This is a genomic window from Cupriavidus gilardii (assembly GCF_013347325.1).
GTDB lineage: Bacteria > Pseudomonadota > Gammaproteobacteria > Burkholderiales > Burkholderiaceae > Cupriavidus > Cupriavidus gilardii.
The window spans coordinates 1,959,416-1,975,345 of record NZ_CP054626.1 but is presented as its reverse complement, the minus strand read 5'-3'; the positions used below and the strand labels follow the sequence as shown (position 1 = coordinate 1,975,345).

The 15,930-nt window shown below is 71.4% G+C and carries 9 protein-coding genes and 1 other RNA gene; 8 read left to right on the top strand and 2 right to left on the bottom strand.

Annotated elements, in window-relative coordinates; genetic code table 11:
* Positions 1–178: 178 nt before the first annotated feature.
* Complete coding sequence (trxA, locus tag FOB47_RS19120; protein ID WP_006578220.1) at positions 179–505, bottom strand: thioredoxin TrxA; 327 nt, start codon at positions 503–505, stop codon at positions 179–181.
* Positions 506–986: 481 nt separating this feature from the next.
* Between trxA and FOB47_RS19115 the strand changes: the two genes are divergently transcribed.
* From FOB47_RS19115 to FOB47_RS19105, 3 genes are all read left to right on the top strand, one after another.
* Positions 987–1,310 (top strand): hypothetical protein, encoded by a 324-nt coding sequence (locus FOB47_RS19115; protein ID WP_226994742.1) that lies wholly within the window; start codon positions 987–989, stop codon positions 1,308–1,310.
* Between the two features lie 137 nt (positions 1,311–1,447).
* Positions 1,448–4,582: a PD-(D/E)XK nuclease family protein gene (locus tag FOB47_RS19110; RefSeq protein ID WP_174781838.1), complete on the top strand. Its 3,135-nt coding sequence runs from the start codon at positions 1,448–1,450 to the stop codon at positions 4,580–4,582.
* Positions 4,579–8,229 carry a UvrD-helicase domain-containing protein gene (locus FOB47_RS19105; protein WP_174781837.1) on the top strand — a complete coding sequence of 1,217 codons (3,651 nt, stop codon included), beginning with the start codon at positions 4,579–4,581 and terminating at the stop codon, positions 8,227–8,229. The genes FOB47_RS19110 and FOB47_RS19105 overlap by 4 nt, the downstream gene beginning before the upstream one ends.
* Before the next feature lie 294 nt (positions 8,230–8,523).
* Here FOB47_RS19105 and ffs read toward each other — a convergent pair.
* An RNA gene (gene ffs / locus FOB47_RS19100) (signal recognition particle sRNA small type) lies at positions 8,524–8,622 on the bottom strand.
* A gap of 57 nt (positions 8,623–8,679) precedes the next feature.
* On the opposite strand from ffs, the gene FOB47_RS19095 reads away from it, so the two are divergent.
* From FOB47_RS19095 to FOB47_RS19075, 5 genes are all read left to right on the top strand, one after another.
* Positions 8,680–11,193 carry an adenosylcobalamin-dependent ribonucleoside-diphosphate reductase gene (locus tag FOB47_RS19095; protein ID WP_174781836.1) on the top strand — a complete coding sequence of 838 codons (2,514 nt, stop codon included), beginning with the start codon at positions 8,680–8,682 and terminating at the stop codon, positions 11,191–11,193.
* A 147-nt stretch (positions 11,194–11,340) separates the two neighbouring features.
* Positions 11,341–13,659: a DNA polymerase III subunit gamma/tau gene (locus tag FOB47_RS19090; RefSeq protein ID WP_174781835.1), complete on the top strand. Its 2,319-nt coding sequence runs from the start codon at positions 11,341–11,343 to the stop codon at positions 13,657–13,659.
* Between the two features lie 132 nt (positions 13,660–13,791).
* A complete protein-coding gene (locus FOB47_RS19085) occupies positions 13,792–14,124 on the top strand; it encodes a YbaB/EbfC family nucleoid-associated protein (protein WP_023263605.1) in 333 nt (110 codons plus the stop codon).
* Between the two features lie 28 nt (positions 14,125–14,152).
* On the top strand, positions 14,153–14,767 hold the full coding sequence (gene recR, locus FOB47_RS19080) for a recombination mediator RecR (RefSeq protein ID WP_053822074.1): 615 nt from the start codon (positions 14,153–14,155) through the stop codon (positions 14,765–14,767).
* Positions 14,768–14,816: 49 nt separating this feature from the next.
* Positions 14,817–15,722, top strand: a complete 906-nt coding sequence (locus tag FOB47_RS19075; RefSeq protein WP_053822073.1) for a LysR family transcriptional regulator — start codon at positions 14,817–14,819, stop codon at positions 15,720–15,722.
* Positions 15,723–15,930: the final 208 nt, after the last annotated feature.

The window sequence follows — 15,930 nt, the reverse complement described above, 5'->3', positions numbered from 1 at the left end:
CCCGGACGGGCGGAAGCAAGGGAAGGGGAAAGAAATGAGCGAACGCTCGGGGAAGTTGTAGGGGGCATCTTAGCACAATCCGACCGGCGCACCAGAGGCGGCGCGCCGGTCGGATCGAGCCGCCCGGGAGGGCGGCGATGCCTGTCGCGGCGCGCGTTGCGCGGCGCCGCGGGGGCAATTACAGGTTGCCGTCGAGGAAGGCGGTCAGCTGCGACTTCGACAGCGCGCCGACCTTCTGCGCGGCGACCTGGCCGTTCTTGAACAGGATCAGCGTGGGGATGCCGCGGATGCCGAATTTGGCCGGCACCTGCTGGTTCTCGTCGACGTTGATCTTGGCCACTTGCAGCTTGTCGCTGTAGTCCTTGGCGACTTCGTCCAGGATCGGCGCGATCATCTTGCAGGGGCCGCACCATTCGGCCCAGAAGTCGAGCAGCACGGGCTTGTCGGACTGGAGGACGTCGGCGTCGAAGGAGGCGTCGCTCACATACTTGATTTGTTCGCTCATGGCGGAAAACCTCAGGTTTCGCTCGGGGATTTCAAAAGGCTGGATTATGCCGAACCGCTACATTACACGACTTTTTCGCGGCTCGTCGGAGCCGGTCATATTGCGCCGGCTGGCGCTGCCCGGATTGGCCGCCCGGATTCGCAATACGGAAGATGGCGGCGGCGGCCCCGAATTCAACCGTCCCTTCCATCGCCCGTACGCATCGCCCGTACGCGGGCGAACCGTGCGGTCCCGGCGCCGGCGGCATCGGCCTCGTACCAGGGATGACGCCATTTTGCCGTGCCCGGCGCCGCGAGGCCAATGATGCCTTTCAATCGGCGCCAGAGATTTTGTCAATATCGCAGGCTGCGCGTCGGGTTTTCCCGAGGCACGGGGGCACCGCGCTGCCCCGCGCTTGCCGTCGGCGAGCATGGCGCGCGTAGAATGAACGCGTGCCGGACAAGTCCCGGCGCCGCTGCCACCTATCGATCAGGCCACCACCATGACGCCCGAAGACGATCCGACCCGCGACCCGATCCGCGACCCCCTGCGCGATTCCAAGCCGTTGCCCGAGGCGGATGCCGAAGGCCGGGCCGAATCCGCCGGCGCCGAGCATCTTGGCGACGCGCTGGCCCATCTGAGTACCGCCGTCGAGGAGAACAGCATTGCGGTTGGCGCGGCCAAGGGCCTCGTCTACAGCATCATCGAGACGCTCGGTACGCTGGTCGGCGATCCGGACCTGCCCGAACATGCGCGCTCCGGCTACGAAGGACTGCTCGAAACCGCGCGCGAGATCCGCGCCCGCATCGAAGGCGACCGCTCCTGAGCCCGGCCGCAATCGCGTGACGCCGGCGCGGGACCGCGCGGCGTCCGGACCGGCATGCGCCCGCGCCGGGCGCGGGCCGATGCTCCCCGATTGCCACGGATTCCGCCGGCCAAGCCTTCGCCATTTCACCCCGCTACATGACGACGCTGCGTTTCCGCCCCGGCCACGACTTTCTCGACAATGCCGCGGCCGCGGCCTGGTATTTCCTCGATCGCTGCGAACAGCACGGCCAGAGCGCGTCCGCCGCGCATCTGGTGGTGCCGACCGCGGCGCAGATTCCGGGCGTGCGCCAGGCGCTGGACCGCGCCGCGCGCGCGGCCGGCGCACCGCGCCTGCTGCCGCGCATTCTGACGCTGGGCCATTGGCTGCTCGATTTCCCGCCGGCGATGCTGCATGGCGGCAAGGTACGCAGCCACGCCGCGCGCCTGCTCGCAGTGCAGCAGGCGATCCGCGGCCAGGACTGGTTGCGGCAGGCCTTCGGCGCGCAGACCGAACCGGCGGCCTGGGGGCTGGCGCAGACGGTGCTGACCGTCTGCGACGAGCTGTCCGCGCGATGGCTCGAGGATGCCGCCATTCGCGACGATGACGCGGTGCTTGCCGACGATCGCGCCGACCTGCTGCAGCAGGCGTTGCAACGGACCTATGCGCATCTGTCCGAGCGCTTCCTTGGCGAGGAGGCGCGCATCGTGCTGGCGTTCTGGCAGGCGCTGTCCGGACCCGACGATCCGCTGCCGGCGCGCCGGCGTGCGTTGCAGGCGCTGGCCCAGCAGCTGACCGGCCCGGTGGTCTGGCTCGGGCCGACTCCGCCGACGCCGATCGAGGCCGCCTTCCTGCGCGCCGCCGCCGACATGGTGCCGGTGCTGGAGATCGGCTACGACTGGAGCGGCGGGGCGGCCGAGGGCGAGACCAACGAGGGCGCGGCGAACGAAGCCGATCGGCAAGGCCGCGGCGATGCGGAAGCGGCGACCGGTTTGCCCTTCGATCGCGCCGGCGATGGCGATGGCGACAACTGGTATGGCACCTTGCTCCGGCTCTGGCCCGAGTGCCGTCTGCCCGCCGACACGACCGCGCTGCCCTCGCTGCCGACGCTGATGGCGCCGCGCCTGCCCGCCGATCGTCCGCGCGTGCGGCTGATCGGCAGCGCGCGCTTCGAGGACGAGGCCGCCGCCGCGGCCGACCAGCTGGTGCGCTGGCTCAACGAGGGCCGCAAGCAGCTGGCGCTGGTCGCGCATGACCGCGTGGTCGCGCGGCGGGCGCGCGCACTGCTGGCGCGCGCCGGCGCGCCGGTACGCGACGAGACCGGCTGGAAGCTGTCGACCACGCGCGCCGCGGCCGCGCTGATGCGCTGGTTCGACCTGGTGGTCGGCGACGGCGATACCGCGGCGCTGCTCGATCTGCTGAAGAGCCCGTTCTGCCTGCCGCAACTGCCGCAGCGCGGCGCCGCGATCGCGCTGCTCGAGCGCCAGGTGCGCCGCCACGGCATCACCGGCGGATGGCGCCGGCTGCTGCAGCGCTTTCCGGCGACGCCGCAGGCGCAGTGGAGCGCCGACACGCTGTCCGATACCGGCCCGCATGACGACGAGCAAGCGGCCGCGCTGGCAGCGGCCCAGGGCGCCACTGCCGCGCTGTTGCGGCAGTTGGCCGGCGAGGCGCAAGCCTGGCCCCGCGGCAATGACGCGCGGCCGGTCGGCTACTGGCTGCAGCGCCTGCAGGCCACGCTCGACGCGCTCGAGATGCGTGCCGCGCTGACCGCCGACGATGCCGGCGCGCAACTGCTCGACGCGCTGGCGCGGCTCGACGAACTGCCCGACGACGAGGCGAGCGCGACCGCCACGCTGACGCTGGCCGAATTCCGCGCGATGCTCGCCGCGCTGCTCGAAGCGGTGGCCTACAAGGAGCCGAGCGAGCCCGCCGCCGCGCGCATCACGATCCTGCCGCTGAACGGCGCGCGCATGCGCCGCTTCGACGGCGTCGTGATCGTCGGCTGCGACGACGCGCAACTGCCGTCGACCGCGGCCGAGCTGATGTTCTTCTCCAACCAGATGCGCCGCGAGCTCGGCCTCGAGGATCGCGAGGCGCGCTTTGCGCAGCAGGCGCGCGATCTGGCCGAGGTGCTGCTGAACAACGACGACGTGGTGATGACCTGGCAGCGTTTCGGCGGCCGCGGCGAGCCGAAGCATGTGTCGGGCTGGCTGGAACGATTGGCGGTGCACTGCGAAGCGGCCGGTGCGCCGATCGGGGCGAGCGTCGCACCTTCCGTACACGAGGCGATCGCCCAGGCGGGCGGCATGCCCGCGCCCTCGGCGCCCGAACTGGCCCCGGCGCGCTGGACCGCGCAGTCGTACAACATGCTGCGCCGCTGCCCGTACCAGTTCTTCGCCGGCCGCATGCTGGGCCTGGCCGGCCTGGAGGCGGTCAGCGACGATCTCGAGAAGCGCGATATCGGCGAACTGCTGCACCAGATCCTGTTGCGCTACCACCGCGACGTGCAGGCGCGGGACCTGCGCGACGATGCGGCGCGCGTCGCGCATCTGCAGGCCGTCTCGCGCGAGGTCTTCGACGGCGTGATGGCCGAGGACGGCAATGCGATCGGCTACTACCGCCGCTGGCTCGCGGTACTGCCGTCATACGTCGCGTGGCAGGCCGCGCGCGAGCGCGAGGGCTGGTACTGGCAGGCGGGCGAGCTCGACGCCGGTGCCGAGCTGCCGATGCGCGACGGCCAGCCGATCCGGCTGCATGGCCGCATCGACCGGCTCGATCGCCATCGCGACGGCCGCCATGCGGTGCTCGACTACAAGACGCAAAGCGCCGCGCGCCTGAAGCGCAAGGCGCGCGATGCGCAGGAGGATTGCCAGTTGCCGTTCTACGGCCTGCTGCGCGCCGATGCGCGCGCGGGCAGCTGGATCGCGCTGGAGGACGGCCGCAACGAGCCGCGCAGCGCTTCGCCGGCCAGCCGCCGCGAGGTTTCGCTGCCGGACTTCGACGAGGCGGTGGCCTGGCTGCAGCAGCAGCTGACGCACGACGCGCTGCGGCTGCGCGAAGGCGCGCCGCTGCCGGCGTTCGGCGACGCCGCGGCCTGCACCTGGTGCAATGCGCGGGGGTTGTGCCGCAAGGGGTTCTGGCAGTCGACCGCGTTGCCGGACGCGGTCGCCGCGGCGCCCCGATACCTGCATGACCGCCCGCCCGCGCAGCGGTCGGCAGCGCCGGGGGAGCGCACGGACGAACCATTCAACGAGCCATCGAGCAACGATCCAGGAGGACCGCTGGCATGACCGTGCACGCCTATCTGCGCGACGGCCACGACGTCAGCGAAGCCGAATTCACGCGCGCCGCCTGCGATCCGGCGCGTTCCGTGGTGGTCGAGGCCTGCGCCGGCAGCGGCAAGACCTGGCTGCTGGTGGCGCGGCTGCTGCGCCTGCTGCTGGCCGGTGCCGAGCCGAGCCAGATCCTGGCCATCACCTTCACCCGCAAGGCCGCCGAGGAAATGCGCGAGCGCCTGCTCGACGTGCTGGCGCAGCTGGCGAGCGGCACCGACGACCAGGTGCTGGCCGCGCTGGAGCAGCGCGGCCTGTCGCCCGACGCGGCGCGCGCCGCGCTGCCTCGCGCGCGCACGCTGCATGCACGCGTGCTGGCCAGCCCCGGCCGCATTGCCATCGACACTTTCCACGGCTGGTTCGGTACCTTGCTGCGCGGCGCGCCGCTGGCCTCCGGCATCGTGCCCGGCGCCGCGCTGCGCGAGGATGCGCTGCGGATGAAGCGCGAGGCCTGGGCACCGTTCTGGCGCGGCCTGTCGGCGCCCGAGGCGGCGCCGTACCGCGAAGCCTACGAGCGGCTGGTCGATGCGATCGGCGAGTTCTCGGCGCGTGCGTTGCTGGACGCGATGTTCCACGCGCGCAGCGAATGGTGGGCGATGCGCGAGGCCGCGCCCGATGAAGATCCGGCCGAGCGGCTGGCCGCCGATCTGGGAGACGACGCGCGCATCGACGTGCTCGCGCAAGCCATCGGCGATGCGGCGCTGCGCGCCGATTGCGAGGCGCTGGCGGCGATCCTGTCGCAGGGCGGCAAGACCGAGCAGGGCCATGCCGACCGCATCGGTGCCGCGCTGACGGCGATGCGGGCCTGGGCCGAGGCCGGCGCGCGCAGCGGGCAGCCCGCGCAGGACGCGTTCGGCTGCTGCTGGGAGGCCTTCTTCACCGGCAAGGGCGAGCCTCGCGCGCTGCGGCGCACGGCGGCACTGGTCAAGGCCGCCGGCGGCGAGGCCGAAGCCGACGCGCTGCTGGCGCGGCACGCGGCGCTGTGCGACGCGTTGCGGCAGGCCGCCGCGCGCCGCTGCGAGGCCGCGGTGCTCGCGCTCAATCGCGACCTCTATCTGCTCGGCGATGCGTTGCTGACGCGCTATCAGCAGCACAAGGGCCAGCAGCGCGCGATGGACTTCGCCGATCTCGAATGGCTGGCGGCGCGGCTGATGCGCGACGAGCAGACCGCGACCTATCTGCAGGTGCGGCTCGACGCGCGCTATCGGCACCTGCTGCTCGACGAATTCCAGGATACCAACCCGCTGCAATGGCGCATCCTGCAGGGCTGGCTGGCCGGCTATCAGGATCTCGCGGAGCGGCCCACGGTCTTCCTGGTCGGCGATCCGAAGCAGTCGATCTATCGCTTCCGCCGGGCCGACGCGCGGCTGTTCGAGGTCGCGCGGCAGATGCTGCAGCAGGAGTTCGGCGCCACGGTGCTGCGCACCAACCGCACCCGCCGCAACAGCGGCAGCGTGCTGCGCTGGGTCAACGCGGTGTTCGACCAGGCGCGCGCCGAAGGCCGCTACCCGCTGTACGAAACGCAGACTACCGCGCTGACGCAGCAGGGCGGGCCGGTGTGGCTGCTGCCGCTGGTGCCGGCGAACGGCAATGGCGACAACGGCGACAACGGCGGCAACGGCGAGCGCGACAGCAACGGCGACGGCAACGGCAACGGTAACGGCAATGATGGCTCCACCATCGCCCCCGAGTCCCGCGACACGCTGACCCAGCCGCGTACGCCGCTGGGCGATTCGCCGCGCTTCGAGGAGGGCCGCCGTGTCGCCGCCTGGCTGCGGCATCTTCGGGCCACCGTGCCGGTCGAGGAGGGCGACGGCCAGCGTCCGGCCTGCTGGAGCGATATCACGCTGCTGGTCCGGCGCAAGACCTATCTGGCCGACTACGAGCGCGCGTTCCGCGAGGCCGGCATTCCGTGCCTGAGCCCGCGCCGCGGGGGGCTGCTGGCCACGCTCGAGGCGCTGGACCTGTCGGCGCTGCTCGCCTTCCTGATGACGCCCGAGTCCGACCTCGATCTGGCGCACGTGCTGAAGAGCCCGCTGGTGGGCGCGGGCGACGACGATCTGATCGCGATTGCGCAGCTGGCCGGCAAGCGCCGCTGGTGGCCGACGCTGTCGGCCGGCGAGCTTCCGCAGCAGGTGTCGCCGGCCCTGCGCGAAGGATTGGCGCGGCTGCGCCGCTGGCTCGAGATCGCCCCGCATCGGCCGGTGCACGATCTGATCGACCACATCTATCACAGCGGCGAGGTGCGCCGCCGCTATGCACAGGCGGCGCCCGCGGAAATCCGCGAGCAGGTGCTGGCCAACCTCGACGCGTTCCTGAAGCTGTCGCTCGATCTCGACGGCGGCCGCTATCCGAGCCTGCCGAAGTTCATCGACGAACTGCAGGCGATCCGCCGCGGCGACGAGGACGAGAGCCCCGACGAAGGCGGCATGGGCGATGCGGCCGAAGCCGAGGCCGACGAGCCCGAGGGCGCCGACGACAGCAACGGCACGCTGGACGCCGTGCGCATCCTGACCGTGCACGCGGCCAAGGGGCTGGAGGCGCCGTTCGTGGTGCTGCTCGATGCCAACCACAGCGAGCCGGCAGCCGATCGCGCCGGCATCCTGATCGACTGGCCGCCGTCGGCCCCGGCGCCGGTGCATTTCTCCGCGTACGGCAAGCGCTCGGAGCGGGGACTCGCGCGGGCGGCACGCTTCGACGAGCAGGCCGCGCTGGCGGAACGCGAGAACTGGAACCTGCTCTATGTCGCGATGACGCGTGCCCGGCAGGGCCTGATCGTCAGCGGCATCCAGCGCAACGGCAAGGGCGGCCCGGGGCGCAGCGAGCCGGACAGCGAGATCGCCGGCAGCTGGTACGTGCGCCTGCAGGTCGCGGCGGTCGGCGAGCCGGTGCCGGCGCTGCCGGGCGAGGATGCCGGCGTGCGCGGCGCCGCCTTCGGCGCTGCGGCGGGACCGATCCGCTTTACCGACTTCCGCGCACGCTATCGCGATGCGCCGCCCGCGACGCCGCTCGATGCCATCGGCAAGGACGACGCTGTCGAGGACGGCGAAGAGAGCCACGACGAGATCGTCTTCGATGCCGCCGCCGCTCGTCACGGCGAACTGGTGCATGCGCTGCTCGAACGGATCACGCGCTATCCCGGGGCCTACGAGGGCGTGCCGGACGCCGATGCGGTGATGCGCTGGTTCCCGCTGGCCGGCGCCGGCAGTCCGCAGGCGCGCGCCGAGTGGCGCGAGCAGGCCGAGGCCGCGGTACACGCGGTCAGTACGATGCTCGCTGCGCCGGCGCTGCGCGCGCTGCTGCTGGCCGACGGCGCGCTGAGCGCGCGCAACGAGGTCGAGCTGTACGACGCGCAGGGGCGGCTGTTGCGGATCGACCGGCTGGTGGAATTCGCCGATCGCGTGGTGGTGGTCGACTACAAGCTGCGCCTGCTGCCGCAGGAACATGCCGCCTACGCGGCGCAGCTGCGGCGCTACGAGGCCGCGCTGCGGCCGATGTTCCCCGGCCGGCGCATCGAGTCGGGCATCGCCACGGCGGAAGGCGAATGGATCGCGCTGGCGCAACTGTCGACGTCCCGGCGGCCGCGGCAGGCGTCGCTGTTCTGAGCGCGCGGCCCGGCGAACGGGAATAAGATGCGAACGATGCGGGGCGATGCGGCGTCGTTGCGCTCTCCCCCGAGCCCTCTCCCGCGGGGGAAAGGGGAGACGAGATGCGGTGGCGTCAGCGTACCCGTACCCTGTACCGATGCCGCGCTCCCTTTTCCCGCCGTGCGGGAGAGGGGCTGCGGGAGAGGGCAATGTCGCGCCATCGCGAACGAATGCGAACACCATCGTTCGGCCGATCTGGCACGCTGGAGCGAACAGCTGGAGGGAAGGGCAACGCAGGAGGGGAAAAGGAAGGGGGACGAGCCTGACCCTCGGCACTGGCGGAAAACGGCTGTGGCTGCTTCGTTCCCGACCTGACCAGGTTGACCGCGCCGCCATGCGAGGAGGCCCGTCCGACCGGCATTGTAACCCAGAGCGCGAGTCCCGCGCCAAAACCTGGTGATCTGACCGATGAATGCCAACGAACAGATGATGCAGGCCGCGCTGCCGCCGCAGGAAATCTCGATCGAAGTGCTGCGCGAAAAGTACGCCAAGGGCGAAGAACGGAGCACGGCCGATGTGCGCGCCCGCGTGGCGCGCGCGCTGGCCGAGGCCGAGCCCGAGGCGCAGCGCGAACGCTGGGCGCAGCGCTTCCTCGCGGCGCTCGAAGGCGGCTTCGTGCCGGCCGGGCGCATCCATTCGGCGGCGGGCACCCGCATCGAGGCGACGCTGATCAACTGCTTCGTGCAGCCGGTCGGCGATGCGGTGTCCGAGACCGTCGACGGCAAGCCCGGCATCTATGCCGCGGTGGCGCAGGCCGCGGAAACCATGCGCCGCGGCGGCGGCGTCGGCTACGACTTCTCGGCAATCCGTCCGTCTGGCGCGCTGGTGCGCGGCACGCATTCGCGCGCGTCGGGGCCGGTCTCGTTCATGAAGGTATTCGACGCCTCGTGCGCCACCGTCGAATCGGCCGGCGCGCGGCGCGGCGCGCAGATGGGCGTGCTGCGCGCCGACCATCCCGATATCGAGGCTTTCATCCACGCCAAGGACCGTGGCGAGCTGACCAACTTCAACCTGTCGATCGGCGTCGATGATGCCTTCATGCAGGCGGTCGAGGCCGATGGCGAGATCGAACTGGTGCACGTTGCCGAGCCCGCGCCCGAAACCATCGCCGCCGGCGCCTGGCGCCGCGGCGACGGCATGTGGGTGTACCGGCGCGTGCCGGCGCGGCAGCTGTGGGATCAGGTCATGCAGGCGACCTACGATCACGCCGAACCGGGCATCCTGTTCCTGTCGCACATCAACGACGACAACAACCTGCACTACTGCGAGCGGATCGAGGCCACCAACCCGTGCGCGGAGCAGCCGCTGCCGGCCTACGGCTGCTGCGACCTCGGTTCGATCGATCTGACGCGCTTCGTGCGCGGCCCGTTCAGCGACGCGGCGGCCTTCGATTTCGACGGCTTTCGCGCGCTGGTCGCGGTCGCGGTGCGGATGCTGGACAACGTGCTCGACGTCACCTACTGGCCGCTGCCCGAGCAGCGTGCCGAGGCGATGGCCAAGCGCCGCGTCGGCCTCGGTTTCCTGGGCCTGGGCAGCGCGCTGGTGATGCTGGGCGTGCGCTACGACAGCGAGGCCGGCCGCGCATTGGCCGCGCGCATCGCGCAGACGCTGCGCGATGCCGCCTATCTGGCCTCGACAGACCTGGCGCGCGAGAAGGGCGCGTTCCCGCTGTTCGACGCCGATGCCTATCTGCGCAGCGGCTTCGCCAGCCGGCTGCCGGAACCGGTACGCGCCGCGATCCGCGCGCATGGCATCCGCAATTCGCATCTGCTGTCGATCGCGCCCACCGGCACCATCACGCTGGCCTTCGCCGACAACGCCTCCAACGGCATCGAGCCGGCCTTTTCGTGGACCTACCAGCGGCGCAAGCGGATGGGCGACGACAGCTACAAGGTCTACGAGGTCGCCGACCATGCCTGGCGGCTGTACCGGCATCTGGGCGGCGACGTCGAGCAGTTGCCCGACAGCTTCGTCACCGCGCTGCAGATGTCCGCGCTCGACCATATGAAGATGCTCGAGGCGGTGCAGCCCTATATCGATACCAGCATCAGCAAGACCGTCAACGTGCCGGAGGACTATCCGTACGAGGCGTTCCGCAACCTGTATCTGGAGGCGTGGAAGGCCGGGCTGAAGGGCCTGGCGACCTACCGGCCCAATCGCGTGCTGGGGGCGGTGCTGTCGGTCGAGCAGGCGGGGCAGGGCGCGGCGGCGGCAGCCGCCGGTGCTGCCGCCGCCAATGGCGACGATCCGCTGCGCAAGCCCTTCGAGAGCCGGCCCGTCGGCGATCTCGAGGGCGTGACTTCCAAGGTCGAGTACCTGACGTACGAGGGCCACAAGACCGTCTACCTGACCGTCAATTTCATGCGTGTCGACGGCGTGGTCGACGGCAAGCCGGTGACGATCGAGCGGCCGGTCGAGTTCTTCATGCCGGCCGGCCAGCGCAGCGAAGGCCAGCAATGGATTACCTCGACGATGCGGCTGCTGTCGATGGTGGCGCGCTCGGGCGGCTCGATCGCCAAGGCGCTGGCCGACATGCGCAACGTGGTGTGGGACAAGGGCACCGTGCGCTACGGCACGCTGACGCGGCAGGACGGCACCGAAGTGCCGCGCTTCCACGATTCGGAGGTGGCGGCGCTCGGCTATGCGCTGCAGCGCATCCTGATCAAGCGCGGTTTTCTCGATGCCGAGGGGCAGCAGGTACCGGTGGCCGTGCTGGCCGAGCGGCTGGCGCAGCGCGAGGCCGGCCTCGCGCCGGACGCCGCGCCGCTGCAGGGCGCAGCCGCACTGGGCGCGGGCCTGCCGGTCGGCGCGCCCGGCGTCGGCACCGGCAAGCCCTGCCCGGAGTGCGGCGCGCACGCGCTGCACAAGGTCGACGGCTGCGCCAAATGCGCCAACTGCGGCTACGTCGGCGAGTGCGGCTGATCGCGCGCCGGATTCCCCGCTGAATGCCTCGCCGGATCCCCCGCTGGATCTCCCGCTGGATCTGCGCTCGACCCCGCGGCCGATCGCCTTGCCCGGCCCCGTGACAGGCCGCCGGCCGGCGGGTCGCCATTTGCTACAATCGCCGCCATGAGTTACCAAGTTCTAGCGCGCAAATGGCGCCCCAGGGATTTCACCACGCTGGTCGGCCAGGAGCACGTGGTGCGCGCGCTCACGCATGCGCTGGAACAGCAGAGGCTGCATCACGCCTACCTGTTTACCGGTACGCGCGGCGTCGGCAAGACCACGCTGTCGCGCATCCTGGCCAAGGCGCTCAATTGCACCGGCGCTGACGGCAACGGCGGCATCACCGCGCAGCCCTGCGGCGTCTGCAAGGCCTGCACCGAGATCGATGCGGGCCGCTTCGTCGACTACATCGAGATGGATGCGGCATCGAACCGCGGCGTCGACGAGATGGCCCAGCTGCTCGACAAGGCGGTCTACGCGCCGACGGTCGGACGCTTCAAGGTCTACATGATCGACGAAGTGCATATGCTGACCAACCACGCCTTCAACGCGATGCTGAAGACGCTGGAAGAGCCGCCGGGTCACGTCAAGTTCATCCTCGCTACCACCGACCCGCAGAAGATCCCGGTCACGGTGCTGTCGCGCTGCCTGCAGTTCAATCTGAAGCAGATGCCGCCCGGCCATATCGTCAGCCACCTCGACCGCATCCTGGCCGAGGAGGGCATCGCGCACGATGGCAATGCGCTGCGGCTGCTGGCGCAGGCCGCGCACGGCTCGATGCGCGACGCGCTGTCGCTGACCGACCAGGCGATCGCCTACAGCGCGGGCGAGGTGTCCGAGGCCTCGGTGCGCGGCATGCTCGGCGCGATCGACCAGAGCTATCTGGTGCAGCTGCTCGACGCGCTGGCCGCCGAGGACGGCGCCGCGATGCTGGCGGTGGCCGACAGCATGGCCGATCGCAGCCTGTCGTTCGCCGGCGCGCTGCAGGACCTCGGCTCGCTGCTGCACAAGATCGCGCTGGCGCAGGCGGTGCCGGCCTCGGTGCAGGAGGAATGGCCCGAGGCCGGCGAAGTGCGCCGCCTGGCGGCCGCCTTCGATCCGCAGGAAGTCCAGCTGTTCTACCAGATCGCCAATCTCGGCCGCAGCGAGCTCGCGCTGGCTCCGGACGAGTACGCCGGCTTCACGATGACGCTGCTGCGGATGCTGGCGTTCCGGCCTTCGGCGATGCCGTCGGCGCCGACGCCGGCAGGACCCGCGGCGACCGGCGCGCGGCGGATGCCGGGCCCGGCGATGGCCGGTGTGGCTGGCGCGGCGGCAGCGTCGGCGCCGGCTGTATCGACCGCAACGGCAGCATCCGCTGCGTCTGCTCCGACCCCGAGTCCGGTCGCTGCCGGCCCCGCGACCGGCGCAACCATTGCCGCCGCCGCACCCGTGGCGGTGCCAGGTCCTCGCCCGGCCCCGTCGAGCCCGATGGCCTCGGGCGCGGCGTTCGCTGCCGCGGCGCCGGCGCCCACACCGGCGGCCCCCGCATCCGCTGCCGCGGCGCCGGCCCCTGGTGCCCGGCCGGCCAATGACGGCAAGCCGCTGTCGCCCGCCCGCGCGGCGCTGGCGGCGGCACGCCAGGCCTCGGCAGGGCGGGGCGGCGCTTCGGCACGGCCCGCGGCCGCAGCTCCTGCGCCCGCGCCGGTGCCTGCCGCGGTCCCCGCACCGACGCAATCGCTGCGCCCGGCCGCGCCGCAACGCCGGGCCGAGCCGCCGCGTCCGCCGGCGCAAGCTCCGGCCCACGCCGCGCCGTCCGCGGCCCCGGCCGCCGAGCCTCCGCCATGGGAACTGGCCGGCGGCGGCGACGTACCGCCGTGGGAAGAGCTGCCGCCCGACCTGCCGTTGATCGGCCCATACGACAGCGAGCCGGAGCCGCAGCGCGCCGCGCCGCTGCGCCGGCCCGAGCCGCCGCGCACGGCCATGCCGGCGCCGTCCGCGGCCGCCGACGAGGCATTCGCGCCGAGCCCCAACAAGGCGCCGCCGGCCGCCGCGCCGCTGCCGCCGGACGATGGCACGCCCGCGATCTTCGACGGCGACTGGCCCGCGCTGGCCGCCAGCCTGCCGCTGAAGGGCCTGGCCCAGCAGCTTGCCTATCAGAGCGAACTGGCGCGCGTGCAGGGCCGTACCTTCGTGCTGCGCGCGCCGGTCGCCGCGATCGCCGAAGGCAACGCGGTCGAGCGCCTGGCGCAGGCGCTGTCGGACCATTTCGGCGAAGCGGTGCGCGTGCACTGCGAGGTCGGCGCGGTCAGCGAGACCGCCGCGGCGGCCGACGCGCAGGCGCGCGCCGAGCGCCAGCGCGCGGCTGAAGCCGCGATCGAGAACGATCCGTTCGTGCAGGGGCTGTTGCGCGAGTTCGGCGGCCAGATCGTGCCGGGCTCGATCCAGCCGCGGGCGCTGTGACACCGGTACGCCGGCCAGAACGTTGCATACGCCCCACGCTCATCAGCTCATCGGCCCATACGCTCATACAGAAGGCGCACGGCGCGCACCGACACCGAATCCACCGAATCCATCGAACTCAGGAGAAGCATCATGATGAAGGGCCAACTCGCCGGGCTGATGAAGCAAGCCCAGCAGATGCAGGAAAACATGAAGAAGATGCAGGAGCAGCTCGCCCTGATCGAGGTCGAGGGCCAGTCCGGCGCCGGTCTCGTCAAGGTCGTGATGACCTGCAAGAACGACGTCAAGCGCGTGACCATCGATCCGAGCCTGCTCGCCGAGGGCGAGGACAAGGAGCTGCTGGAAGACCTGGTCGCGGCCGCGTTCAACGATGCGGTGCGCAAGGCCGAAGCGACCACGCAGGAGAAGATGGGCTCGATGACCTCGGGCCTGCCGCTGCCTCCGGGCTTCAAGCTGCCGTTCTGAGCGCCGGCTTGCCCCACGCAGACTCCCGATGAAGGCATCCACTCCCACCTCGCTGCAGGCGCTGGTCGAGGCACTGAAGGTGCTGCCCGGCGTCGGCCCGAAGTCGGCGCAGCGGATCGCCTATCACCTGCTGCAGCATGACCGCGAGGGCGCGCGCCGGCTCGGCGACGCGCTGCGCGGCGCGGCCGACGGCGTGCGCCACTGCGCGCGCTGCAATACCTTCACCGAGGCCGAGGTCTGCGAGACCTGCCTGGACGCGCGCCGCGATGCCTCGCTGCTGTGCGTGGTCGAGACGCCAGCCGACCAGGTGATGATCGAGCAGACGCTGACCTATCGCGGCCAGTATTTCGTGCTGATGGGCCGGCTGTCGCCGCTGGACGGCGTCGGCCCGCGCGAGATCCATCTGGACCGGCTGCTGGCGCGCGCCACCGATCCGGCGCTGGGCGGCCCGGTGGCCGAGGTCATCGTCGCCACCAACTTCACCAGCGAGGGCGAGGCCACCGCGCATTACATCGGCGAGATGCTGAAGGCGCGCGGGCTCAAGGTCTCGCGGCTGGCGCGCGGCGTGCCGGTCGGCGGCGAGCTCGAATACGTCGATGCCGGTACCATCGCGCGCGCGGTGATGGACCGCCGCACGCTGTGAAGCGCGATGCCGCATCGCATCGCTTCGGCCCGCATGGTCTGATCGCCCGATGAACCTGGCCCGCTTCGATCTGGTCACGCTGGGACTGTTCGTCGCCGTCGCGCGGCAGGGCAGCATCTCGGCCGGCGCGCGCCAGTCGCATCTGGCCGTTGCCGCGGCCAGCAAACGGATCTCCGATCTCGAGGCCGCCGTCGGCGCGCCGCTGTTCTTCCGCCATGCGGCCGGCGTGCAGCTGACCGAGGCGGGGCAGGCGTGCTTCCATCACGCGCTGACCGTGCTGCAGGACGTCGAGCGCATGGCGGGCGTGATGTCCGACTATGCGTCTGGCGTGCGCGGGCAGGTGCGCGTCTGCGCCAACACCTCGGCGATCACGCAATTCCTGCCCGACGATCTGGCCGGCTTCATGCGGCTGCATCCGACCATCCGCATCGAGCTGGAAGAGCAGAACAGCGGCGATATCGTCGCGGCGCTGGTCGAGAACCGCGCCGACGTCGGCATCTTTGCCGACCGCACGCCCAGCGCGGGCCTGGTCACCGTCGAATACCGCCAGGACGAACTGGTGCTGGTCACGCCGCCGGGGCATCCGCTGTCGCAGCGCGGGCCGGTGCGCTACGCCGATACCCTCGAATACGACTTCGTCAGCCTGCCGCAGGTGACCTCGCTGGCCGCGCGCCTGCTCGAGGAAAGCAGCCGGCTGGAGCGGCCGTTCCGGCTGCGCATCCAGGTGCGCAGCTTCGATGCGATGTGCCGCATGGTGATGGCGGGCCTGGGCGTCGGCGTGCTGCCGCGCATCGCCGCCGAGCCGCACGTCAAGTCGATGGGCCTGTCGCTGGTCAAGCTGCAGGACGCCTGGGCGCAGCGCTCGCTGCTGATCGGCATGCGCGATCCGGCCGCGCTGACGGTGTCGGCCCGGCTGTTGATCACCCATCTTTGCGGCGATCGCGCGCCGTTCTGATTTCCCGCACTGAGGATTGCCCTGTCCCCGCCGTCTCCCACAAGCGGGAGAGGGAGCCTGCTGCTGGCCGCATGGTTTTCCCCTCTGCCGCTTGCGGGAGAGGGGCAGGGGAGAGGGCGGAGGGCAGCAGCCTTTCGCGTTCGGTGAAAGCCCGCTTCACCGATTGACGCCTTCCGCGCCCCCAAGCCCTGCGGCACACTGCGTCCAA

Bases quoted from the DNA above. Each gene is read 5' to 3' on its own strand.
- trxA (WP_006578220.1), bottom strand. From the start codon at position 505: ATGAGCGAACAAATCAAGTATGTGAGCGACGCCTCCTTCGACGCCGAC.
- FOB47_RS19115 (WP_226994742.1), top strand. From the start codon at position 987: ATGACGCCCGAAGACGATCCGACCCGCGACCCGATCCGCGACCCCCTG.
- FOB47_RS19110 (WP_174781838.1), top strand. From the start codon at position 1,448: ATGACGACGCTGCGTTTCCGCCCCGGCCACGACTTTCTCGACAATGCC.
- FOB47_RS19105 (WP_174781837.1), top strand. From the start codon at position 4,579: ATGACCGTGCACGCCTATCTGCGCGACGGCCACGACGTCAGCGAAGCC.
- FOB47_RS19095 (WP_174781836.1), top strand. From the start codon at position 8,680: ATGAATGCCAACGAACAGATGATGCAGGCCGCGCTGCCGCCGCAGGAA.
- FOB47_RS19090 (WP_174781835.1), top strand. From the start codon at position 11,341: ATGAGTTACCAAGTTCTAGCGCGCAAATGGCGCCCCAGGGATTTCACC.
- FOB47_RS19085 (WP_023263605.1), top strand. From the start codon at position 13,792: ATGATGAAGGGCCAACTCGCCGGGCTGATGAAGCAAGCCCAGCAGATG.
- recR (WP_053822074.1), top strand. From the start codon at position 14,153: ATGAAGGCATCCACTCCCACCTCGCTGCAGGCGCTGGTCGAGGCACTG.
- FOB47_RS19075 (WP_053822073.1), top strand. From the start codon at position 14,817: ATGAACCTGGCCCGCTTCGATCTGGTCACGCTGGGACTGTTCGTCGCC.